Below are 22,382 nucleotides of genomic sequence, written 5' to 3'. Positions count from 1 at the left end.
ATATGCTAAAAGGACGTTGAAAACGTGGTGCCACCTAATTTCCTATTCTGCTCGCGCAAAATAGCTCAGTGAGTCTATTGACTCGCAGATAACGGCTGCACCGGTTTATTCCTAATTACGTTCAGAATAACAACTCACAGATGTGAACACCTGCAGTAATTACCTAGCTTTCACCTGTTACTAGGATCTCTGTGAATTACATACAAATGCATTTCTGCTCAAAGTCTTTTAATAATTAATAAAATAACTTAATTTCAATCGTAAGTCAATAACAAAGTTTAGTTACGTTTAAATAAATGCTTAAACTTATCCCATGCACTTTCCTTTTTGACATCAATCTTCATCAATGGAACTGTTTCACCTTCAAGTCTTCTAGCTACGTTTCTGTAACCTTGGGCTGTTGGGTTGTCAGGGTTCATAACAATTGATTCACCGTTATTTGAAGTACTAATAACCTTGTCATCATCTAAGATGATACCTAATAAATCAATTCCTAAATGGGTGGTGATTTCATCAACATCCATGTAGTTGTCATCTTGCATCAATGATTTTCTGATACGATTAATGATTAATTTTGGTGTTTCTTGAAGTGGATGTTGTTCTAATAAACCAATTACTCGATCGGCATCACGAACTGCTGAAATTTCTGGAGTGGTAACAACGATTGCACCATCGGCACCAGAAACGGCGTTAATGAAACCTTGTTCGATTCCGGCTGGACAGTCAATAAAGACGTAGTCAAAATCTGGTTTTAATTCATCAACAATGCTCTTTACTTGTTCTTCGTTTAGAGCTGTCTTATCAGTATTTTGGGCTGCAGGTAATAGATATAATAAGTCATCGAAACGCTTATCTTTCACCATTGCTTGAACTAGCTTTACTCTACCAGTTGCAACATCTACGATATCGTACATAACACGATTATCTAGACCCATAACAACATCTAGGTTTCTTAGACCAATATCTAAGTCAATCAAACAAACTCTTTTTCCCATCATTGCTAACGCAATTCCAATATTAGCACTTGAAGTTGTTTTTCCAACTCCACCTTTACCTGATGTAATTACAATGGCTTTTCCCATTATTCAATACCTCCAATTCGATTAAAGAACTTTGGATTAATCTCTTTTAGATTCTTTATTTTACCATAACTTAGCACGTGTAGGTCGTTTACATATACTACTGTTTTTTCAGAATCCTCAATCGGACGATCTGCTACAATATCGTATTGTTCTCCTACACGAACTTGTTGTGCTGTATGTAAATTACCGATGATTAACTTACTTTCGTCATCAGGAAAACCTGCTTGAACAATTCCTTCGATAACTCCCATATTAAACACATTACCAGTGGCAATTAACTTTCCACCTTCATGAATCTTACCAAAGAATAAAACATCACCATCGACGTTTACTTCTTGACCGTTTCTAATCACTCTGCTCATCACTTCAACATTGTTTTGTGCCATGATTTTAGCAGATTCTTCCTTGGTAATAACGTTGGATAAAAAGTTATCGATAACTAGATTTTCGTAGTCATCAACTAACTTAATGATATCATTTTTATCTTCTTCTGACATCAATCTGTTACCCATCTGAACATTCAAATGTAATTGGTCTTTGCCTTTTTCACTTTCTTCGCCAAGGCCTTCTAGTAGTTGTTTCAAATCAACTAGGATTTCTCTCACACTAGCTGTTTCTTTTAGGATTAACTCATATCCATCTTTGGTTCCTTTAAGTACTACAGATTGCATTTATAGATACTCCCTCTTATCTCTTTTATTACTCTACTCAATTCGATCAAATAATACCCCGATTGGCACGTACAAAATTAAGAATAACACTGAGTTAAACAATACAGTTGGAATCACTGCATGAATTAAAAAGTACCCAGCTGCCATGTTAGTAGCATTCATTAAACGATTTAATCCATAAGCTAAAACATTGATTAGTGCAATGTTAAACGCAAATGAAAATAATCCGGTCACAATGTTCATTGGTAAGAAACGATATAGCTTTCTACCGATGATGATTGCAAGTGGAAAGACAATTACGTACACCCCTAATATACCGGTATAGAACAAATCAAACAATAATCCGGCAATGGCTGCCCATATTTCAACGTGTTCGTTTGTTCGATTAATGAAGTACATACCAAAGAATAACCATGCAAATGTAATGCTTGGGACTAGTATATATTTTCCATATAGAAGGTGACTAAAAATTAATGAAATTGATCCATCCAAGAACAAAGAAATGAACAATCCAATTATGAAAACATATCTAATTGGTTGGTGTTCTCTCATCCTAATCACCCCTATGATGTTTTATCTACAACTGTAACAACTTCTAAATCATTCATGTTTGCTGGAGTTTGAATGTACAACTTAGTAGCAGTTCCGTAATCATCAGTTGTTACCTTTGCAACTTTACCTACGTAAATACCCTTTGGTGTAATTCCACCAAGACCATTTGTAGATACTTTATCATTTACCTTAATCTTAACCTTGGTATTTAAATGACCAACGATTAATTGACCAGTCTTTCTGTCATAACCGTTAATAATTCCGTTAACAGTTTCACCTTTTGAATTGGTAGCTTCAACTGGGAATTTGTTGTCAGAATCAACAGTATTGGAAATTAATTCTACTTTACTGTTACTGTTATTGACTTCAATGACACGTCCAATTAATCCCTTAGCGCCAAGAACGGACATGTTCTTCTTAACCCCAGCAGATGAACCTTTGTTAATAACAAATTGGTCGTTCCATGCTGATGGAGTTCTAACTAAAGCTTCAGCAACAATTGGATTATAATCAGCCAAACCACTTTTAATGTTAAGTTCACGTTTTAGTTGATCATTTTCACTTTGAATAGCTTGGTCTCTAACCTTGGTTGCTGTAATTGTTTCTACTTGTGCTTTTAGCTTTTGATTTTCTTTGTATGTGTTAATTAGATTGTTTACAGTTTCACCGGCATGTCTAACTGAGTTTGCTGGAACAGCAACAGTCCAGCTAGCAATTCCAACCACGTCATTTCCAAAACGTTGGATAAATGGTGGCATTGATTTGTTATTTCTGGTTGAAACAGAAACGGAAATGAAACCTAAACAAATAATAAAAATCAAAATGGCGGTTAACCACTTTCGATTGGAGAAAAACTTACGCATTTTTCAATCCTCCGAACTAGTAAATAAGCGGGAAGATAACCTCCCCGCTTATTTAATCTATTTTCTCTTCATAATATCAATGCTCTTTAATGATTCACCAGTTCCGATTGCAACACAATCTAGCGGGTTCTTAGCGATTGAAACTGGAACCTTAGTAGCTTCTGAAATAACTTGTGGTAAGTTCTTCAATAAAGCACCACCACCAGTTAAGACAATACCATGATCGATAACATCGGCAGAGATTTCTGGAGATGTTTCTTCAAGGGTTTCCTTAACAGTTCCAATGATTTCTTGAATTGGTTCTGAAATAGCGTTTGCTACGTCTTCAGCAGTAATTTCCACACTCTTTGGTAAACCAGTTAGTAGGTATCTACCACGAATAGTAACGTTTTCGATATCTTTAGCACCTTCAATTGAAGCTGAACCGATATCCCATTTTAGCTTTTCAGCAGTTCTTTCACCGATTAGTAGGTTGTACTTCTTTCTGATGTAAGCCGCAATGGCGTCGTTTAGACGATCACCGGCTACACGAAGTGATCTACTTGATACGATACCACCTAAGGAGATAGTAGCAACATCAGTAGTACCACCACCAATATCAACAACCATGCTACCAGTTGGGTCCATGATTGGTAGGCCAGCACCAATGGCAGCTGCAAAAGGTTCTTCGATTACATAAGCATCCTTAGCACCAGCAACACGAGTTGCATCGATTACGGCTCTCTTTTCAACAGCAGTAATACCACTTGGTACACAGACCATAACGTAAGGCTTACCTGAAGCATGTCCTACAGTCTTGTTAATGTAGTATTTTAGCATTGTAACAGTAGTTTCGTAATCTGCAATTACCCCATCTTTCATAGGTCTAATTGCAGAAATACTAGCAGGAGTACGACCAATCATATCTCTTGCTTCTTGTCCAACTGCAACGATTTCCCCAGTTTTTGTATTCTTAGCAACAACTGAAGGTTCTCTTAACACAATTTCTTTACCATCAACGTAAACAATTGTGTTGGCAGTTCCTAAATCAATTCCAATATTTTTAGTTCCAAATCCAAACACAGTTTTTCATCCCTTCATAATTACATTTGGCTGGCTATTTTTAATTTCACCTTATTTTGCATACTTCCTCAGTATACCATAGTTATTTTTTAATTTTTAATAACACTCTCTAGTGTATACGATTTTGCAACATTTATCATTAAAGAATTTAAAATTTAACAATTTTTTATTCTAATTTGAATAATTTTCGCACATCTGAGATGAAATATAGCGATCCAGTGATTAAAATCATGTCATCTTCTGACATTTCACCAGCAGTTTGAGCAATTGCTTGCTTCCAATCATCGATAACAGACACCGGATTTCTGGCATTAATCTGACCACTTATCTGATCTACATCGACACTTTGTCTTGAACCGTATGCCTCAAACCTAGTTAATACTAAATGAACATTCTTGATACTACCTAAAATATTCAACATATCCATGTAATCTTTATCGGATAGGATACCGATAATGATATAAATCTCGTTTGATGCAAAATCACTAGTTAATAACTTCTTGATTTCGTTAACGGCATCGATATTGTGGGCACCATCTAGGACAACTAGTGGTTGGTCATTAACTCTTTCAAAACGACCTGGCCAGGTTGTCTTAGCAATTCCACTTATGATTGCTGAACTATTTACTTCTTTACACTTATCTTGTTGATGCAAAACATATGCCTTAATCGCACATGCTGCATTGTGTGGTTGGTAAAAACCTAGCAAGCTGGTCTTGATGTTTCGAACCAAATTGTCATCATCTTCATAATCAAATGATTGTTGCCAGTTGTTGTTCATGACTTGCTTAGAAGTATTAAATTCACTACCGTAAGCATATAGCCGTGCATCGAGTTCTGCCGCCTTATTTTTGAAAACTTCCATCGCGTCGTCATCGACCTTACCAATTACGACTGGACTGTTTTCTTTAATAATTCCCGCTTTTTGACTAGCAATCTTTGGAATCGTATCACCTAACAGCTTCATGTGATCCATCCCAATCGTTGTAATCACTGAGACAGTAGGTTCAAACACGTTGGTAGAGTCTAAAATACCGCCAATTCCGACTTCGACAATCACAACATCGACTGGATGCTTGGCAAAGTATAAAAACATCATAGCAGTGATAATTTCAAACTCAGTTGGACCACCGCCCAATATTGTCTCATCCATTTCTTCAGCAATTGGTTTGATTTTTTCTACCAACTCAATTAAATCATCATCTGAGATCGGATTGCCATCCACACTAATGCGTTCGTTGAACTTAATTAAAAATGGTGACGTGAACGTTCCAACAGTTTTATGGTCTGCTTGAAAGATATTTCTAAGGTAGGCTACCGTAGACCCCTTTCCGTTGGTTCCAGCGACATGAATAGCATTGATGTCTTTTTGTGGGTTACCTAAACGATTCAAAAGGTCCTTGATAATGTCTAAGCTTGGATGCTTTTTGAACTTATATCTACCATGGATAAAGCTAAGTGCTGTTTCATAATCCATCTTTGTCATCCCTTCAAAAAAGAGCCGGGCCAATATCGCCCGACTCTTTAATTAATCTAAATTACTTTTGACTCTTAATTTCTTCTAGTCGTTGCTTTGCAGCATCTAACTTAGATTGGTTATCAGCTTGCTTTTCTTTTTCAGCGTTAACAACTTGTTCTGGAGCATTGTCAACGAACTTCTTGTTAGCAAGTTTCTTTTCGGCACGTTGTACCTCAAATGTGTAGTTTTCGATTTCCTTTTCGATTCTAGCGATTTCTTCATCTAAATCAACTAGTTCGGCTAAAGGAATACTAATTTCAGCATCAGTCATGATTCCAGTCATAGCTAACTTAGGAGCTACAACATCTGAACCAATTGATAATTCCTTTGGATGACAGAAACGATCGATGTAATGCTTGTTTTCTTCAAAGATGTTCTTCAAGTCGTCATTGTCAGTCTTAACCAATAGGTCGATTGATGATGACATTGGAGCATTAGCTTGTGATCTGATATTTCTAACAACCTTTATCAATTCGATTAATGCAGCCATGTCTTTTTCTGCCTTAGCATCCTTGAATTCGTCATGGTTAACTGGGTATGGAGCAACCACGATTGATTCACCTTCATGAGGCATTGTTAACCAAATCTTTTCGGTAACAAATGGCATCATTGGGTGCATTAGTTTCAAAATCTTGTCTAGTGTGTAAGCTAGGATGTTTCTAGTGTTATTCTTAGCCTTTTCATCGTCACCAGTTAGAGTTTCTTTACTCATTTCAATGTACCAGTCACAGAAGTCGTTCCAAATGAAGTCGTATAATGCACGGCCAGCTTCACCAAAGTTGTACTTTTCAAAGTGATCAGTAACTTGATTTACCACGCTGTTTAACTTACTTAGAATCCACTTGTCTGCTAGGTTCCATTCTGATGAATCAGGTAATTCTGGTTTTTCCATGTCACCTAGGTTCATGATTACGTAACGACTAGCGTTCCATAACTTGTTAATGAAGTTCCAAGCAGCTTCAATCTTTTCGTAACTGAAACGAACGTCTTGTCCAGCTGTGTTACCAGTAGCTAAGAACCAACGCAATGCGTCAACCCCGTACTTATCAATAACATCCATTGGATCAATACCATTACCAAGTGATTTACTCATCTTACGACCTTGTGCATCACGCATTAGTCCGTGAAGTAAAACATCCTTGAATGGACGACGGTCTGTAAATGTTAGACTTTGGAAAATCATTCTTGATACCCAGAAGAAGATGATGTCGTAACCAGTAACTAAAGTATTAGTTGGGAAGTAACGCTTAAAGTCTTCTGAGTTTTCATCAGGCCAACCTAGAGTTGAGAATGGCCATAATGCAGATGAGAACCAAGTATCTAGAACGTCTGGATCTTGTTCCCAGTTTTCAGCATCCTTAGGAGCTTCCATTCCAACGTACATTTCGCCTGTTTGCTTGTTGTACCATGCTGGAATTCTGTGACCCCACCATAATTGTCTTGAAATAACCCAGTCATGGATGTTATCCATCCATTGAGTGAATGTGTTTTCAAAACGTTCTGGAACGAAGTTAACCTTATCATCAGTTGATTGGTTCTTAACTGCGCGGTCAGCTAGTGGTTGCATCTTAACGAACCATTGTGTTGAAAGTCTTGATTCAACTTGTACACCGGTTCTTTCTGAGTGACCAACTGAGTGAACAATTGGGTCAATCTTTAGCATGTAACCTTGGTCTTCTAAGTCAGCAACCATTGCTTTTCTAGCATCAAAACGATCCATACCAACGTACTTGCCGGCATTTTCGTTCATAGTTGCGTCACCATTCATAGTATTAATACGTTTTAAGTCATGTCTGTTACCAACCTTGAAGTCATTAGGGTCATGGGCTGGAGTAATCTTAACCATACCAGTACCAAATTCAGGGTCTACATATTGGTCAGCAATGATTGGGATTTCTCTTTGTACTAAAGGAACCATAATCTTCTTGCCAACGATGTCTTTGTATCTTTCATCACTTGGGTTAACAGCTACAGCAACATCCCCAAACATAGTTTCAGGACGTGTAGTGGCAATTTCAATGTAATCTTTACCATCAAAAGTAGTACCGTCTACAAATGGGTACTTAACGTGGTAGAAAGCACCTTTATCATCTTTATGAATAACTTCGATATCTGATAAAGCAGTTTGTGCTTGTGGATCCCAGTTGATAATGTATTCACCACGGTAAATCAAACCTTGGTTGTATAAATCAACAAAGACTTTACGAACAGCTTCTGATAAACCATCGTCTAAAGTGAAACGTTCACGTGAGTAATCAAGTGAAAGTCCCATCTTAGCCCATTGTTTCTTGATAGTTGCTGCATATTCATCTTTCCATTCCCAAACTTTGTCGACAAATTTTTCACGACCTAAGTCGTAACGAGAAACGCCTTGGTCTCTTAGTTTGGCTTCAACCTTAGCTTGAGTAGCGATACCAGCATGGTCCATACCAGGAACCCATAGAGTATCGTATCCTAACATTCTCTTTTGTCTGATTAACATGTCTTGTAGGGTTGTATCCCATGCATGTCCTAAGTGAAGCTTACCTGTAACGTTTGGTGGTGGTAAAACGATTGAGTAAGGCTTTGCCTTCTTGTCACCACTTGGTTTGAAAACGTCTTGTTCTAGCCATTTTTCATAACGACCTGATTCAACGGCGTCATGGTCATACTTTGTAGACATTTCAGTTTCTTTTGCCATAGTCCATCCCTCCAGTAAATAAAAAGAGCACTTCATCCAATAGGACGAAGTGCTCGCGGTACCACCTAATTTAAAGCATTAAAAAATACTTTCTCTTAATCCAATTAACGATGGCCCGTTCATATCTAAATTATCAATATCAATATGAATGCTCACAAGCTACCTTCATTTTGATAACGGAAAGATGTCTCACCTAATCATCTTTTCTCTGATACTCGTCATCAAAACTACTCTCTTGATCTTCGCATTTGTAATCTATATTGATTATATTAGACAATTTTTGGAAAATCGTCAACTCTATTTGTTTAATTTTTCAACAACAGCTTCAGCTTCTTTGAAATCAGGTTGTGAACCAATTTCTTCAACAACTTGACGGTAAACAATTTCACCATTTGCATCGATAGCATAAACCACACGAGCTAATGCATCAATATCCTTAACATAAGTACCTGAAGCCATACCAAAGTTATTATCAGCATCTGACAGTAAGTGCATGCTTTCAACACCCTTAGCTGCACACCATTCACTTTGTTCTTCAACAGTATTCTTTGAAATGGTGTAGAATTCAACATTTTCGTACTTGTCTGACTTTCTGTTAAACTTCTTAGCTTCTAGACTACATGCTCTTGAGTTAACGTCTGGAACAGTTAAAATCAATGCTGGCTTGCCAATGAAGTCCTTGTTAGTGAATTCTTTGTTGTTAGAATCTAGGACTTTGAAATCTGGTAGTGCTTGTCCCTTATCCATTGGTTCTTTAATAGTTTCAACTGGTTTGTCTAAAAATTTTAGTTGCATGTTATAAATCTCCTTAATTGGTAGTTGCTAGTTATTTAAAATACAACTTACACGATTGATTTGCAAGCAAAAAGAAAAGAGACCATCAATAAAGATGATCTCTTTTGATAGATTATAGTAGTTCAGCGAAAACATCTTCTTGAGCATTCAAGAATTCTTCCCCTGGTTTAATGTCGATAATCTTAACTTTGTCTAATGAACGTTGCATTAATCCTTCAACATCAATTAACTTTTCACATGCTCTAGTCTTTTCTAAATCAGGCTTAGTCTTTGGTGCAGGAGGAGTAAAGACTGTACAACAGTCTTCAAATGGCATAATTGATAGGTCATAAGTATCAATTCTTTCAGCAATCTTAATGATTTCTGTCTTATCCATTGAAAGTAATGGTTTCAATACCGGAACAGTAGTTACGTCATTGATTGCCATCATACTTTCAAGGGTTTGTGATGCAACTTGACCTAGTGATTCACCAGTAAAGACACCCTTACAATGTCTGTCTAGCGTCAACTTAGCAGCCAATCTTAACATCATACGACGTTGGATAGTCATTAAGTATCCTTCAGGAACCTTTTCCTTAATTTCTTCTTGAATTTCGGTAAATGGAACTTGAATGAATTGAATGTTACCACCAAAACGAGTCAACTTAGCAGCCAACTCTTTTGCCTTAGCTAATGCTTGTTCGCTTGTGTATGGAGGACTGTAGAAGTGAACCATATCTAGCTTCACTCCACGTTTCATTCCCATGTATGCCGCAACTGGTGAATCAATTCCACCAGAAAGCATCATAGTAGCACGACCACCAGTACCGACAGGTAATCCACCGGCACCGTCAATGGTTTCACTTGATAAGAAGATACCGTTCATACGAACTTCAACTCTTAACTTGATGTCAGGGTTCTTCATTTGAACTTTGATACCATCAACGTTGCTCAAGATGTATCCACCTAAAGCATCGTTAATGTCGTGAGTGTCCATTGGGAAATGCTTGTCTTGTCTACGAGTGTCAATCTTAAAGGTCATACCGTCTTTGAATTGGGCTTTAACCATTTCAACGGCGGTTTCTTTAACCTTATCGATGTCCTTTTCTACCTTGATCGAAGGAGAAAAGTTTTCAATTCCAAAAACATCCTTCAAACGTTCGATAACTTTATCTGAGTCATCACCGTTTAAAGTAACGTGCAAACGATCTCGCTTAGCACTTACCTTTAGGTTTTCGAAATCATGCAACACTCTGTCAACGTTCTTGCCTAGTTGCTTAATGAAGTCTTTACGGTTCTTACCCTTTGTGGATAATTCACCGTATCTGACCATTATTTCAGTATATTGCATTCACGGATTTCCTTTCTATGAGTTAATCTTTTTAAATCTTTCGTAAAGTTCGTCAAAGACTTCGTTAAAACGATCAGCTTCTTCCATTGTGTTATGTTCATCTAATGAAACACGAACAGCACTAGTTGCTTCTTCTTCATCAACCTTCATGGCAGATAAAGTACCAGAAGCAACGTGACGTTTAGAAGAACATGCACTTGTAGTTGAAATAAAGATTCCATGACTTTCAAAAGCATGAACGATAGTTTCACCACGAACACCTAGGATTGCAAAACATAAGATATGTGGTGCAAAATGTTCGTTATCCTTTGAGAAGATCTTTACTTTATCAAATTTAGAAATATGTCCTAAAATATTTTGCTTGATTTTACGTTGTTTTGCAACCTTTTTATCTTCATCATCTAATAATAGACGTAAAGCACGTGCCATTGCGGTAATGGCAGGTAAGTTTTCTGTACTACTTCTTAGGTTGCGTTCTTGACCTCCACCAGTAATTAATGGAGCAATCTTCTTACCGCTTCGTTTGTACATAAAACCGACACCTCTTGGTGCGTGGAATTTATGACCTGAGAAAGTGGCAAAATCAACACGATCATTGAAAATCAATTCTTGGATACCCTTACCAATTCCTTGAACTGAGTCAATGTGGTAACTGATGTTAGGATAATCCTTTAAAAGATCCCCGACTTCTTTAATTGGTTGAACTGCACCGATTTCATTATTTACAGCCATGATGGAAACCAAAATTGTACTTGGTCTAATGGCCTTCTTTAAATCATCGACAGAGATACGTCCTTCATCATTTACTGGTAAGTAAGTAACTTCGAAACCCAATTGTGTTAATTGTTCAACGGAGTTCTTTACTGCAGGATGTTCAACAGAACTTACGATAATGTGATTTCCATAGGCACGCTTTTCAAAAGCAGTTCCCTTGATTGCCCAGTTGTCACCTTCTGTTCCACCACTGGTAAACAATATTTCACTTGGTAAAACACCTAGTAATTTAGCAATTTGTGCTCTAGATTGTTCCAACAAATTGAATGATTGTTCACCGAATTGATGTAAACTAGATGGGTTTCCCCAAAATTCTTTGCTTACCTTATCGTAAGTTGCTACAACAGAATCGTCTGGTTTTGTTGTGGCACTATTGTCAAAGTATATCATTATTACCCTTCTTCATTTTTGGATTTGTCCGACTCAACTATATTTGACATTATAACAGAAAAAAAGAAGTAACGTTTGAATGACATCAAAGTTACTTCTTTATTTTATTTGGTTGTTTTCTTTTCGTTATAGTATTCAGTTTCCATTTGCTTGTAAGCACCTGGATTAACCTTTTCGATTGCAGCAGCCATAGTAGCTAGACTCTTTTCGTATTGGTAACGATTATCAAAGTAGTCCTTAGCTTGTGCACAGGCAGCATTTAAATCTTCGTTGGCATTCTTATAACGGTTGGCGAATTGCATCAAACGCTCTGATAGCATTGCACTATCGACAATGTTTTCAGTATCGGATAACAAGTGATCCATTGTGTCTGAGATGTTAGCCAATTTTTGGTTAATCTCATCCATACTAATCTTCACTTGGTTGATTGATGCTGATAAGTTTGAAACTTCGTTGTATACGTAATCGTAACGTTCTAAGAAGTCTTCAGTTAAACCAGGAAGGTTTAGGTTATCAATTCGTCTTCTGATGTTTAATAGTTGTAAATCAAACTTTTGAAGACTATCTCTGGCAACTCTTTCTTCCTTGCTTAGTTCAGCAACAGAATCATTGATGTCTTTTTGTTGTTTTTCAATTGAGCTTAGTTCTTGCTTTGCATCTTGTTGATGCTTTTGAATGACAGAATATACTGCCTTATTACCGTTGATTGCATCGTAATCATTGTTGTAGATTGTTTCAATCTTACTGATTTTATCAGCTAATTCAGCAGTGTTTTCAATTTCATCATGTTCTAAGTTGTAGTTCTTGCTTAAACCTTCTAATTCATCACTTAGAATGCGGTTTTGGTTCTTAGCATGGAAGATGAAGTCATATACCAAGCTAATGTTTTTCTTAACCTTACGCTTAGCAACAATTTCTTTTTCCATGATGGCATACATTGAATCAATTGTTTCTTCAATATACGTGCATGTCTTCTTGGTTTCTGGGATATCTAGTTCAGCTAGTGACTTCAATCCTTCTTGGCATGATTCCTTTAGTGCATTAATGGTGTCATCAATATCATCTTCAACAAAGTTGTAATCAGTTTGAATCATAGTACGATGACCACGTTCAATTTCGTCCAATTGTCTTGGGAATTCCTTTGATAATGAAACATATGTATCAGGAATAATCTTCATTAATTCATTCATTTCATTAATCAAGTTGTTAATCTTACCAAGTAATTCTTCAGCTTTGTTTTGATCACCATTTTCGGTTTCAGCAACGAATTCTTCGTAAACACCTTTGATAGTGCTTAGCTTATCTTCAAGCTTGTCGCTGCTTGGACCAAATGAGTAGTTTTGTGATAGCAATTGTTGGTTAATTTCTCTGATGGTGTTATCAACATCTTCGATAGCCTTGCGGTGTAAACTGTCAACTTCTTGTAGTTCACTTAGACCATCATGAATGTCATTTAACTTGCCATCAACAACTTCGATTGCATCCCCCAGGTCACCAATAGTAACGCTGGCTGATAATAGCTTGTAACTATTAAGGAAATCTTCTGCATCACTCATATCACTTCTGATACTTGTTAAGTCTGAATTGGTAATTTTTTCATATTGTTCTTTGTATTCATTAAATTTGTCGAAAGATTCACCATTTAATTTAATTTTACCAGTTGCTTCCAACTCGTCTCCGACCATTACGTCCTTTAGATTAGACTTTTGCTTTTCCAGACCGTCAAGTCGTTTAAATAGATTCTTTCGATAAAAGAATGTCGCTAACAGTAGTATTACAAGCACTACTATTATGAAAATAACCAAATCAATCATTTTGACATCTGTCCCCTTACAACTTTTTATTTTAATCTAATTTTTATAGCATTAAACGTTTGTATTTTTAATATTTTAATAATAAACTAATTAACTATATTCAATTATATCATACGAGATAATTATTAAAATACCTAATTATCAATATATACAAGGGAGTTTTCAATTATGAAAATCAATTCAATGTTAGCACAACAGTTAGACGCGTTGTTAACCGATGAACACAACAACGTTGCCAACATGGCAAATGCATCTGCACTACTAATGCAAGAACTTCCAGATGTTAGCTGGACCGGTTTTTACACCTATATAGATGATAAAAACGAATTAATCTTAGGTCCCTTCCAAGGTAAAGTCGCTTGTGTCCACATTAAAAATGGTAGCGGTGTTTGTGGTACTGCATTTGATAAGAACGAAACTATCCGCGTAGAAAACGTAAATGATTTTCCTGGTCACATTGCCTGTGATTCAAACAGTAAATCAGAAATTGTCATCCCTATCGAAAAGGATGGAATTAGATTTGGTGTCTTAGATATTGATGCCCCTATCTTTGATCGTTTCACTAAAGAAGATCAAGAAATGCTAGAAGAATTTGTAAAAGTCTTTGAAAGCCACATAACCATTGACAATTAGTGGTAATAATCATACAATAATTTTTGTGTAAAATAATGCAGCAGTACACGGTAAGCTCGTCAACATATTGATGCCTTAATGGTTCAATTAGTACCCCCACGGCTGCTGGGGTGAACATTGCAGAGCAATATGCACGAATACTAAGTGTACAGTGATTATTTTACTCCAAATAATAATTTTTATTGGAGGATATTTTTATGTCTAGATATACAGGTCCAAGTTGGAGAATTTCTCGTCGTCTTGGTATTTCACTTTCAGGTACTGGTAAAGAATTAGCTCGTCGCCCATACGCACCAGGTGACCACGGTCAAGGTCGTCGCGGTAAGCTATCAGAATACGGTACTCAATTGAAGGAAAAGCAAAAGCTACGTTTCATGTACGGTTTAACTGAACGTCAATTCTCAAAATTATTCGTTCGTGCGGGTAAGATTAGAGAAGGTCGTCACGGTGATAACTTCATGGTATTACTAGAACGTAGACTAGACAACGTTGTTTACCGTTTAGGTTTAGCAACTACTCGTCGTCAAGCTCGTCAATTAGTTAACCACGGTCACATCACTGTTGATGGCAAACGTGTTGACATTCCTTCATACGAAGTAAAAGTTGGTCAAGTTATTTCAGTTCGTGAAAAATCAAAAGACCTACAAATCATCAAGGAAGCCGTTGAAGCTGTTGTTGGTCGTCCACAATACGTTTCATTCGATGCTGACAAACTAGAAGGTTCTCTAACTAGATTACCTCAACGTGACGAAATGAATGCTGATATTGATGCATCACTAATCGTTGAATACTACAACAAGCTATAATTTCTGGTTATACTTGTTGCTCCAAAAAAGCGCTTTGCATTTGCAAAACGCTTTTTTTCTACCCTCTTTTAATTAATGATAAAATAGTACTAAGACATAAATGAAAAGGAGCAATTAATATGAGTGAAGATGATGTAAGCAGTCGTTTAGAACAATCATCCATGGGTGGAACTCCAAAGGTTAACCCAGATGAACAACGTAGATACCTAGGAACCTTTAGAGAACGTGTATCTCTAGCAATCAAAATCAAGGATCTATCAAATCCAAATGCGGTCAATGCACTTCAAAAAGAATTTGATAATAATAATAGCTACCAACTAATCATCAATGGTAACTTGGATCACGATGTAGTCTCCCCTTTTATCAGACTAGCATCACAAAATAACATCAAGTTCGTTATTAAAACTGACTCATTCTACCGTACTGCACCCGATAACTACGGTGTGGTCTACGCTAACAGTCAATCAATTAACGTTAATCCCGTTGATTTTGAAGAAAAATACAATCAACAAGATACAACCACAGATCCATCAAATGATTCTGAAGACAAACAAGCCAATCAATCATTTTTTGGTAAGTTAAAAAATATATTCAAATAAAGGTGATGATAAATTGCATCCATTAGCATACCGTATGCGTCCAAAGAAAATCGAAGACGTTGTCGGTCAACAAGACTTAGTCGGTCCTGGTAAAATCATCGATCGAATGGTAAAAGCAAAGATTTTATCATCAATGATTTTATATGGACCTCCTGGAACAGGTAAGACCAGTATTGCCAGTGCAATTGCGGGTTCGACTAAGTATGCATTTCGTCAATTAAATGCAGCAACAGATACAAAAAAAGACTTACAGATTGTCGCTGAAGAAGCCAAGATGTCTGGAACGGTCGTCTTACTACTAGATGAAATTCATCGTTTAGATAAAACCAAACAGGACTTCTTATTACCACTACTAGAAAGTGGCAATATCATCCTAATCGGTGCTACTACCGAAAACCCATACATTAATATCAATCCAGCCATTAGAAGTAGAACCCAAATCTTTGAGGTACACCCTCTTAATGAAGATGATATTAAGTCTGCTGTTAAACGTGCTTTATCCGATAAAGACAATGGTCTGGGTAATATGAACATCGAATTAGCTGAAAATGCACTACACTTTCTATCAACCAGCACCAATGGTGACTTAAGAAGTGCTTTAAATGCGTTAGAACTAGCAGCTAAATCAACTACCGCAGATGACAACGGTATTATTCATATCTCGTTAGAAGATGTGGAATCATGTCTACAAAGAAAAGCTTTAACACAAGATAAAAATGGTGATGCTCACTATGACGTTGTTTCAGCTTTTCAAAAATCAATTCGTGGATCAGATGTTAATGCTGCTCTTCACTATGCCGGCCGTTTGATTGAATCCGGTGACTTAAATTCCATTAGTCGTCGTTTGATGGTTATAGCATATGAAGATGTGGGTCTAGCTAATCCAGCTGCTTGTGCTAGAACCGTTTCTGCCATCGAGGCTGCCAACAAGGTTGGTTTTCCCGAAGCAAGAATTCCCCTAGCCAATGCCATCATCGAATTATGCCTATCACCAAAATCAAATACCGCAATGCGTGCGATTGATGCAGCGATTGCAAAGATTCGTACTGGTAACTATGGTGATATTCCCGATCATCTAAAGGATAGTCACTACTCGGGTGCCAAGAAGTTAGGCCATGGTATCAATTACAAATATGCCCATGACTATCCAAATGATTGGGTTAAACAACAGTACTTACCTACTAAAATTAAAAACGATACTTACTATGAACCAAAAACCAATGGTAAGATTGAAAGTACGTTTAAACAACAATACGAAAAACTACTTCACGCACAACGTGATAAATAGGAGTCTGCAATGTTAATTAGAATTCTAGTATTATTAGCGACAGTTGTATTATTGACAATGGGTCGTTTCCTTTTAACCCATACAGATAAGCCTTTCATGATGCTACATCCTGAAAATAATCAAACATTGGGTAAAATCGTTAAGTTTTTTGGGATTATCTTTTGCGTCCTAGCTGTCTTTTCAGCAATCGCAATTTTTATTCCAAATATCTTTTTCGTTACAACTATCATGGTAATAAGTTGTATAATGTTATTGGTGATGGAGTTAATGTTACTTACCTTCCTTACCAAGTAAATAGTTTGAGGTGAAAGAATATGTTACAAGATTACAGTCAAATTATGATTCCAATCGATGGTTCAAAAAACTCAAAGTTAGCATTCAACAAGTCAATTGAAGTTGCCAAACACAATGATGCTGACCTACACATCGTGCACGTAATCGATACGCGATCATTCACTAACCTAGCTAATTTCGACTCATCAATGTTAGATGACGTTACTAGCCGTGTTAAAGATTCACTAGAAAAATACTTAAAGAAAGCCAAAGATGCTGGAATTAAGAATGTTGATTACACAATTGAATACGGTGCTCCTAAATCAATTATCTCAAGAGATTTAGTTGATCGTTTCAATACTGATTTAATCATCATCGGTGCCAACGGACAAAGTGCTGCTGAACGTTTATTAATTGGTTCAGTTGCTTCATACGTAACTCGTGTAGCAGAATGTGATGTTTTAATCGTAAAATCAGACTTAGACAACAAAGTAGAAAAATAATAAAAAGGCCTGGATTAATATCCAGGTCTTTTTTATTCAACAGTCCAATCATCATTTACTGATAATGGGTTATTTTCACTTAAAAACTGTTTCCAGTATTCAAAAACACCGTTGGGTTGTTCTAACTTATCAAATTTAATATCAATCCCCTTACTTTCAATACCGACGATACTGCGGTAAAAAGCACGGCATGATATTTCCTTTAAATAACTAGAATCACTCTTTAAGTCCAGTGTTGTACAAATTGCATCGAGTTCACGGTATAAAATCAAGAACTGCATATCCTCAATGTCTGATTTACTCATTTGTTTGGTCAATTCAATTGTCTCGACAACATATTGATAAGCAATGGTGAATTTATTCATCGCAAAGTAGTCAATTGCAAGCATCCCCATAATCACCATCTTTTGCATGCTAACCTCATTTTTGTCGTAAAAGTCATAGTTAAGTCTTTGGAGTTCATCAACCGATGCACTGTAATCTTGCTTACTAAGTTGAACTGCAGCATGAATGATTTGGAAGTACTTGATGTCTTCTTTATCTTCTAAGTCGTTTTCATACTTATCTAACTTTGCCTGTATCTCATCTGGAATACATAGTGCTGCACAAAATGGAATACTATTAATTTCGTAACTGGCTACTTTTTTCTCGTTTTCAATTACCTTATCAATATCTAGCAACAATATCTTACAGATGTTTTTAATCACATATAAACTAATTTGGTGGTCATAGCTACCGTTTTCAATCTGACAAATCACAGGTTGAGTACAAGCAACTTGTTTAGCTAATTGGCATTGAGTTATGTTTAAACTTTTACGTCGCTTCTTGATTAAAGTGCCGTTAATATTCATTCTATAATCCTTTCTTTGAATCACGCTTTAAAACTATCATTTAATTCCTTATGTCTAAAACAATCTATTTCATGATCATTAATCACCCCTACTGACTGAAAATATGAATATAGTGTTGTTGGTCCGACACGTTTAAATCCGGTATCTTTAAATCGTTTAACGTATGGTTTGATGAACTCTTTAATGTCATCCTTATTATTATCGTTTAGTCCATCCATTTGTGTAAAATCAAATGGTTCCCATGTTAATTGAACTAAATCATTATTTATACAAGCTTTGGCATTTTGAATTGCGGAAATTATCTTGGCATGATTTCGAATAATCGATTCATCGTTCATCAATCTTTCAATGTCTTTCTCATTAAACTGGCTAATTTTTTTAACATCAAAGTCAAAGAAATCTTCTCTAAATGCTTCTCTTTTACGCAAAACGGTCGACCATGATAAACCAGCTTGAAAAATTTCTAGTGTTAAACATTCAAATAATTCAGATACTTTTTTCTTTGGAACTCCCCATTCCTTATCGTGATAAACTAACATTTCAGCGCTATCGCTAGCCCATGCACATCTTTTCATATTTCATAATTCCTTTCGGTGATTTTTACTCTATTACATACGTATAAAAACGCAAATTTTTTCGGCTAATTTAATATTTTCTTAAACAATTTTCCAACAAAAAAAGAGACAATCCAAATGATTACCTCTTTTTTTATTATTATGATAATGGTTTGAAATCGTGAATGATGTTGTTTCGACGATCAAATTCTTTGTAAGCTAAGTCGATTAATCTATCGATTAGTTCAGTGTAACTGATACCTGAAGCTTCCCATAGTTGTGGGTATAGACTAATGTTTGTGAAACCAGGTAATGTGTTAACTTCTCCTAGGTAAGGAACACCTTCCTTAGATACTAAGAAGTCAATACGAGCTAGTCCCTTTAGACCTAATGCCTTGTATCCGCGTAATGCTAAATCAGTGATTTCGTCTGATAGTGATTCTGGAATATCAACAGGAATATCAAACTTAACTTGACTAGCATCAACGAACTTGTTGTCGTAAGTGTAGAACTTGTCTTCCTTAGGAACACGAATTGCACCAACTTGAGAAGCAATTGGTTTTTCGTTACCTAAGATTGAGATTTCTAGTTCTTCTGGACCGTTGATTGCTTGTTCAGCTAGGATCTTGTAGTCGTATCTGAATGCATCCTTTAGTCCGTCTTCAAATTCTTGTTCGTTTGTTACCTTGTGAATACCAACTGATGAACCTTGGTTGGCTGGCTTCAAGAAGATTACGTCACCGAATTCAGCTTGTAGTTTAGCGTAAGTGAATTGGTCTTGGTTGTCAGGAGTAATCAAATGGTAGTTAGTGTTTCTAACTCCTGCTAGGTTTAACATCTTCTTAGTAATGTCTTTATCAAAGCCCATTGCTGATTCCAAGATACCACTACCAACGTATGGCTTATGTAGTAATCTTAGAAGACCTTGGATAGTACCGTCTTCACCCAAGTTACCATGAACGATTGGGAAGAATACGTCAATATCCTTAGTCTTTGATAAGTTTTTAATTGGGGCCAATGGATCTGAGAAGTCTAAGTTCTTAACAGCTTCTTCAACCACAGCATCTTCAGGTTCACCATCAAACACACGGTGTGATGATTCATTATCTAAGATAATTCCTGTCTTAGTAATTAAGAATAAGCTAATATCGTACTTATCTTTATCCATCGCATCATAAATGTTATGAGCTGAACGTTTTGAAACATCATGTTCTGATGAATCTCCACCGAAAAGTAATGCTAAATGAGTCTTTTTCATCATTTTATACCGTCCTATCAATAATTCTTTGAAACTACATTATAACATGGTTTTATAGATTAAAGAATTCTTTTTTATCTTTTTACTTGTTCTAATTTGGTGAATAACAAATTAAATAATGCTGCAATAATAGTCAAAATAATCATAAATCCGATTAATGGATATGGTCTAGGAACCTTGGCGTCAATAGAAAAAATAAAGTTAAAAATTGCATCGCCATTGATGTGAGAATAAAATCTGCTGATTAGCCTTTGTGAGCTATATTGAGTTAATAAGTTAGTAAAGAACATATAGCAAACTACCCCAATGGAGTAAAAGATTGATTTGCCAATCTTATTCATTAAAGATGTCATGGTTCCAAAAGTGTTCATCGCAACGAATATGAATAGCAATACCACATAGTCTGTAATAAACATTGAAATTGATTGCGCAAACACATTACTAAACGCTTTTCCATATGCTTGGTAGTACAAGTAAGTTTCACTAGGTCCTAGTTTCATGTTTATGAAGCTAATAATCACGTTAACTACATTAACGATAAGAGTTGCTTTAGCGATAAACAGCATCTTAGCTTTCCAAAATGTCTTACGTGAAACCCCACTCTGCATTGCCAACTTAAATCGTCTGTAGTTGAAACTAATTCCAATCATTGTGACAACAGTAATGATATAAGGTGCCATGAAAAAGCTGGCTTTTAATTGATATCCAATGGATGGTGCCCCATCTGCTGATAAAAGACCGAATAGGATATAAACAACAGAAACGACTAATCCATACCAAATGTATGGAATAAAATCATGACAATATTGCTTTGCAAGTGCTTTTGTCTTCACTATAGTCTCCCCCTATCCATAATATATACTAGTAGTTTTTGTAGTTTCATTTTTTCAATATCAACGGATGCTGGAACTTCTCTATCAGGAAGTTGATCCATAAAGTGAACTGTCTTGTAACGACCCAATTGTTCTTCATCCAATACCTTAACACCATTGATATAGCTATTAACATCTTCAGCAGGCCCAGAAATACTGTATGATTTTGATGATACATCATCGATACTTCCATTCATCTTAATTACTCCGTCTTGAAGTAATAGTACGTGACTGATAATACGGTCAATTTCATCAATAATGTGAGTGGAAATAACGAAGGTTCTTGGATTTTCACTGTATGTTTCAATCAAGTTACTTTGGAATATTTCACGATTTCTGGCATCCAAACCTAATGTTGGTTCATCCAACATGATAAACTTACAAGGCACACATAGTGAAATGATGATTTTAACGATTGATTGATAACCGGTAGATAACTTGTTAAGCTTTTGGTTAACATCTAACCTAAATTCCTTAACTAACTTTTCTTGTAAGTCCACGTCATAGTCTTGATACATTGATTCTACAAAAGAAAAAATTTGAGAAACCTTATCTTTTTTTGTGTACATATCATCTTGATTCATGAAGTAAATTTCACTCAGAGCTTCATCATTTTCATGGACTTCTTCGCCATCAAAAAGGACTTGTCCTGCTGATGGACGATTGTAATCAGCAATCATACTCATTAGTGTTGATTTACCGGCTCCGTTTTCACCGAATAATCCATAAATTTCGTTTTCTTCTAAATTAAAATTAACTTCATTCAATAGAGGTTGTTTTGCAAACTTGAAACTTTTAGCTAAATGTTTAACTTCGATCTTGCTCATTGTCGTACCCTCTCTTTACTAGTGTCAAAATATCGTCTTCAGATAGATGCAATTTCTTTGATTCATTGATTAAATTCAAAATGTAATCATTGTAGAAATGTTCCTGTCTTTGCTTAATAATTATTTCTTGAGCCCCTTGTTTCACAAAAGTTCCACGTCCACGACGTTTTTCTAACAAATCATTATTAACCAACATGTTCATCCCCTTGAGAACTGTTGCCGGATTAATCTTAAATTGCTTTGAAATTTCAGTCGTAGACGGAACTTGTGCACCTTCTTGAAAAGCACCGGTAAAGATTGCATCCTCTAGTTGAGTGGCAACCTGAATAAAAATGGGCTCCGGACTATTAAAGTCAAATTGCATCTTTTTCACCGCCTATCTTTGG

Annotated in this window: 23 protein-coding genes and 1 other annotated feature; of the genes, 6 read left to right on the top strand and 17 right to left on the bottom strand. The window is 36.1% G+C overall.

The window, feature by feature from the left end; all coding sequences use genetic code 11:
- Positions 1-278 precede the first annotated feature (278 nt).
- The 11 genes from minD to KTJ72_RS04540 all read right to left on the bottom strand — a co-directional run bounded on the left by minD (position 279) and on the right by KTJ72_RS04540 (position 13,532).
- Entirely contained in the window at positions 279-1,082 is an 804-nt protein-coding gene (gene minD, locus KTJ72_RS04590) for a septum site-determining protein MinD (protein WP_034534331.1), read from the bottom strand.
- Positions 1,082-1,753: a septum site-determining protein MinC gene (locus KTJ72_RS04585; protein ID WP_034534333.1), complete on the bottom strand. Its 672-nt coding sequence runs from the start codon at positions 1,751-1,753 to the stop codon at positions 1,082-1,084. The genes minD and KTJ72_RS04585 overlap by 1 nt, the downstream gene beginning before the upstream one ends.
- A 33-nt stretch (positions 1,754-1,786) precedes the next feature.
- Positions 1,787-2,305, bottom strand: coding sequence for a rod shape-determining protein MreD (gene mreD / locus KTJ72_RS04580; protein ID WP_053791651.1), 519 nt, complete (start codon positions 2,303-2,305; stop codon positions 1,787-1,789).
- Positions 2,306-2,316: 11 nt separating this feature from the next.
- Complete coding sequence (gene mreC, locus KTJ72_RS04575) at positions 2,317-3,168, bottom strand: rod shape-determining protein MreC (RefSeq protein ID WP_034534337.1); 852 nt, start codon at positions 3,166-3,168, stop codon at positions 2,317-2,319.
- A gap of 57 nt (positions 3,169-3,225) precedes the next feature.
- Positions 3,226-4,230 (bottom strand): rod shape-determining protein, encoded by a 1,005-nt coding sequence (locus KTJ72_RS04570; protein ID WP_034532118.1) that lies wholly within the window; start codon positions 4,228-4,230, stop codon positions 3,226-3,228.
- Between the two features lie 166 nt (positions 4,231-4,396).
- Positions 4,397-5,707 (bottom strand): bifunctional folylpolyglutamate synthase/dihydrofolate synthase, encoded by a 1,311-nt coding sequence (locus KTJ72_RS04565; protein ID WP_217304228.1) that lies wholly within the window; start codon positions 5,705-5,707, stop codon positions 4,397-4,399.
- Positions 5,708-5,768: 61 nt separating this feature from the next.
- Positions 5,769-8,429 (bottom strand): valine--tRNA ligase, encoded by a 2,661-nt coding sequence (locus KTJ72_RS04560; protein ID WP_034534339.1) that lies wholly within the window; start codon positions 8,427-8,429, stop codon positions 5,769-5,771.
- Positions 8,430-8,466: 37 nt separating this feature from the next.
- Positions 8,467-8,681, bottom strand: a binding site (T-box leader).
- A gap of 45 nt (positions 8,682-8,726) precedes the next feature.
- Entirely contained in the window at positions 8,727-9,224 is a 498-nt protein-coding gene (locus KTJ72_RS04555) for a peroxiredoxin (protein WP_041152728.1), read from the bottom strand.
- A 112-nt stretch (positions 9,225-9,336) separates the two neighbouring features.
- Positions 9,337-10,554, bottom strand: coding sequence for a tRNA uracil 4-sulfurtransferase ThiI (gene thiI / locus KTJ72_RS04550; protein ID WP_034532110.1), 1,218 nt, complete (start codon positions 10,552-10,554; stop codon positions 9,337-9,339).
- A 15-nt stretch (positions 10,555-10,569) separates the two neighbouring features.
- Positions 10,570-11,718: a cysteine desulfurase family protein gene (locus KTJ72_RS04545; RefSeq protein ID WP_094750526.1), complete on the bottom strand. Its 1,149-nt coding sequence runs from the start codon at positions 11,716-11,718 to the stop codon at positions 10,570-10,572.
- 104 nt (positions 11,719-11,822) lie between these two features.
- Positions 11,823-13,532 carry a septation ring formation regulator EzrA gene (locus KTJ72_RS04540; protein WP_249419562.1) on the bottom strand — a complete coding sequence of 570 codons (1,710 nt, stop codon included), beginning with the start codon at positions 13,530-13,532 and terminating at the stop codon, positions 11,823-11,825.
- A gap of 168 nt (positions 13,533-13,700) precedes the next feature.
- On the opposite strand from KTJ72_RS04540, the gene KTJ72_RS04535 reads away from it, so the two are divergent.
- The 6 genes from KTJ72_RS04535 (at position 13,701) to KTJ72_RS04510 (ending at position 17,634) form a co-directional block, all read left to right on the top strand.
- On the top strand, positions 13,701-14,165 hold the full coding sequence (locus KTJ72_RS04535; RefSeq protein ID WP_034534345.1) for a GAF domain-containing protein: 465 nt from the start codon (positions 13,701-13,703) through the stop codon (positions 14,163-14,165).
- A gap of 197 nt (positions 14,166-14,362) precedes the next feature.
- A complete protein-coding gene (rpsD, locus tag KTJ72_RS04530) occupies positions 14,363-14,971 on the top strand; it encodes a 30S ribosomal protein S4 (protein WP_034534348.1) in 609 nt (202 codons plus the stop codon).
- Between the two features lie 119 nt (positions 14,972-15,090).
- The gene (locus KTJ72_RS04525; RefSeq protein WP_094750527.1) at positions 15,091-15,570 is read left to right on the top strand and encodes a YueI family protein; all 480 of its coding nucleotides are present in this window, start codon (positions 15,091-15,093) and stop codon (positions 15,568-15,570) included.
- Positions 15,571-15,604: 34 nt separating this feature from the next.
- Entirely contained in the window at positions 15,605-16,858 is a 1,254-nt protein-coding gene (locus KTJ72_RS04520; RefSeq protein ID WP_041152770.1) for a replication-associated recombination protein A, read from the top strand.
- A gap of 9 nt (positions 16,859-16,867) precedes the next feature.
- Positions 16,868-17,152 carry a hypothetical protein gene (locus KTJ72_RS04515; protein WP_041152732.1) on the top strand — a complete coding sequence of 95 codons (285 nt, stop codon included), beginning with the start codon at positions 16,868-16,870 and terminating at the stop codon, positions 17,150-17,152.
- Between the two features lie 20 nt (positions 17,153-17,172).
- Complete coding sequence (locus tag KTJ72_RS04510; RefSeq protein WP_217304226.1) at positions 17,173-17,634, top strand: universal stress protein; 462 nt, start codon at positions 17,173-17,175, stop codon at positions 17,632-17,634.
- 32 nt (positions 17,635-17,666) lie between these two features.
- Here the strand turns inward: KTJ72_RS04510 and KTJ72_RS04505 are convergent, their stop codons facing one another.
- The 6 genes from KTJ72_RS04505 to KTJ72_RS04480 all read right to left on the bottom strand — a co-directional run bounded on the left by KTJ72_RS04505 (position 17,667) and on the right by KTJ72_RS04480 (position 22,360).
- On the bottom strand, positions 17,667-18,485 hold the full coding sequence (locus tag KTJ72_RS04505; protein WP_041152733.1) for a helix-turn-helix transcriptional regulator: 819 nt from the start codon (positions 18,483-18,485) through the stop codon (positions 17,667-17,669).
- A 20-nt stretch (positions 18,486-18,505) separates the two neighbouring features.
- Positions 18,506-19,060, bottom strand: a complete 555-nt coding sequence (locus KTJ72_RS04500; RefSeq protein ID WP_217304225.1) for a DNA-3-methyladenine glycosylase I — start codon at positions 19,058-19,060, stop codon at positions 18,506-18,508.
- 139 nt (positions 19,061-19,199) lie between these two features.
- Positions 19,200-20,300, bottom strand: coding sequence for a D-alanine--D-alanine ligase family protein (locus tag KTJ72_RS04495; protein WP_041152735.1), 1,101 nt, complete (start codon positions 20,298-20,300; stop codon positions 19,200-19,202).
- A gap of 71 nt (positions 20,301-20,371) precedes the next feature.
- Positions 20,372-21,130, bottom strand: coding sequence for a hypothetical protein (locus KTJ72_RS04490; protein ID WP_217304224.1), 759 nt, complete (start codon positions 21,128-21,130; stop codon positions 20,372-20,374).
- Positions 21,130-21,996 (bottom strand): ATP-binding cassette domain-containing protein, encoded by an 867-nt coding sequence (locus KTJ72_RS04485; RefSeq protein WP_057197661.1) that lies wholly within the window; start codon positions 21,994-21,996, stop codon positions 21,130-21,132. Before KTJ72_RS04485 ends, KTJ72_RS04490 begins: the two co-directional genes overlap by 1 nt.
- Positions 21,977-22,360 carry a GntR family transcriptional regulator gene (locus KTJ72_RS04480; protein WP_041152738.1) on the bottom strand — a complete coding sequence of 128 codons (384 nt, stop codon included), beginning with the start codon at positions 22,358-22,360 and terminating at the stop codon, positions 21,977-21,979. The genes KTJ72_RS04485 and KTJ72_RS04480 overlap by 20 nt, the downstream gene beginning before the upstream one ends.
- Positions 22,361-22,382 lie beyond the last annotated feature (22 nt).

Source organism: Apilactobacillus waqarii (genome assembly GCF_019061205.1).
Taxonomy (GTDB): domain Bacteria; phylum Bacillota; class Bacilli; order Lactobacillales; family Lactobacillaceae; genus Apilactobacillus; species Apilactobacillus waqarii.
The sequence above is the reverse complement of the archived record's forward strand: the minus strand, read 5'-3'. Positions and strand labels throughout refer to the sequence as shown.

Excerpts from the sequence above, each read along its gene's own strand:
- KTJ72_RS04480 (WP_041152738.1), bottom strand. The coding sequence starts at position 22,360 with ATGCAATTTGACTTTAATAGTCCGGAGCCCATTTTTATTCAGGTTGCC.
- mreC (WP_034534337.1), bottom strand. The coding sequence starts at position 3,168 with ATGCGTAAGTTTTTCTCCAATCGAAAGTGGTTAACCGCCATTTTGATT.
- KTJ72_RS04565 (WP_217304228.1), bottom strand. The coding sequence starts at position 5,707 with ATGGATTATGAAACAGCACTTAGCTTTATCCATGGTAGATATAAGTTC.
- thiI (WP_034532110.1), bottom strand. The coding sequence starts at position 10,554 with ATGCAATATACTGAAATAATGGTCAGATACGGTGAATTATCCACAAAG.
- KTJ72_RS04485 (WP_057197661.1), bottom strand. The coding sequence starts at position 21,996 with ATGAGCAAGATCGAAGTTAAACATTTAGCTAAAAGTTTCAAGTTTGCA.
- KTJ72_RS04515 (WP_041152732.1), top strand. The coding sequence starts at position 16,868 with ATGTTAATTAGAATTCTAGTATTATTAGCGACAGTTGTATTATTGACA.
- KTJ72_RS04545 (WP_094750526.1), bottom strand. The coding sequence starts at position 11,718 with ATGATATACTTTGACAATAGTGCCACAACAAAACCAGACGATTCTGTT.
- KTJ72_RS04505 (WP_041152733.1), bottom strand. The coding sequence starts at position 18,485 with ATGAATATTAACGGCACTTTAATCAAGAAGCGACGTAAAAGTTTAAAC.
- KTJ72_RS04560 (WP_034534339.1), bottom strand. The coding sequence starts at position 8,429 with ATGGCAAAAGAAACTGAAATGTCTACAAAGTATGACCATGACGCCGTT.
- KTJ72_RS04585 (WP_034534333.1), bottom strand. The coding sequence starts at position 1,753 with ATGCAATCTGTAGTACTTAAAGGAACCAAAGATGGATATGAGTTAATC.
- KTJ72_RS04520 (WP_041152770.1), top strand. The coding sequence starts at position 15,605 with ATGCGTCCAAAGAAAATCGAAGACGTTGTCGGTCAACAAGACTTAGTC.
- rpsD (WP_034534348.1), top strand. The coding sequence starts at position 14,363 with ATGTCTAGATATACAGGTCCAAGTTGGAGAATTTCTCGTCGTCTTGGT.
- mreD (WP_053791651.1), bottom strand. The coding sequence starts at position 2,305 with ATGAGAGAACACCAACCAATTAGATATGTTTTCATAATTGGATTGTTC.
- KTJ72_RS04500 (WP_217304225.1), bottom strand. The coding sequence starts at position 19,060 with ATGAAAAGATGTGCATGGGCTAGCGATAGCGCTGAAATGTTAGTTTAT.
- KTJ72_RS04495 (WP_041152735.1), bottom strand. The coding sequence starts at position 20,300 with ATGATGAAAAAGACTCATTTAGCATTACTTTTCGGTGGAGATTCATCA.
- KTJ72_RS04525 (WP_094750527.1), top strand. The coding sequence starts at position 15,091 with ATGAGTGAAGATGATGTAAGCAGTCGTTTAGAACAATCATCCATGGGT.
- KTJ72_RS04540 (WP_249419562.1), bottom strand. The coding sequence starts at position 13,532 with ATGATTGATTTGGTTATTTTCATAATAGTAGTGCTTGTAATACTACTG.
- KTJ72_RS04510 (WP_217304226.1), top strand. The coding sequence starts at position 17,173 with ATGTTACAAGATTACAGTCAAATTATGATTCCAATCGATGGTTCAAAA.
- KTJ72_RS04535 (WP_034534345.1), top strand. The coding sequence starts at position 13,701 with ATGAAAATCAATTCAATGTTAGCACAACAGTTAGACGCGTTGTTAACC.
- KTJ72_RS04555 (WP_041152728.1), bottom strand. The coding sequence starts at position 9,224 with ATGCAACTAAAATTTTTAGACAAACCAGTTGAAACTATTAAAGAACCA.
- minD (WP_034534331.1), bottom strand. The coding sequence starts at position 1,082 with ATGGGAAAAGCCATTGTAATTACATCAGGTAAAGGTGGAGTTGGAAAA.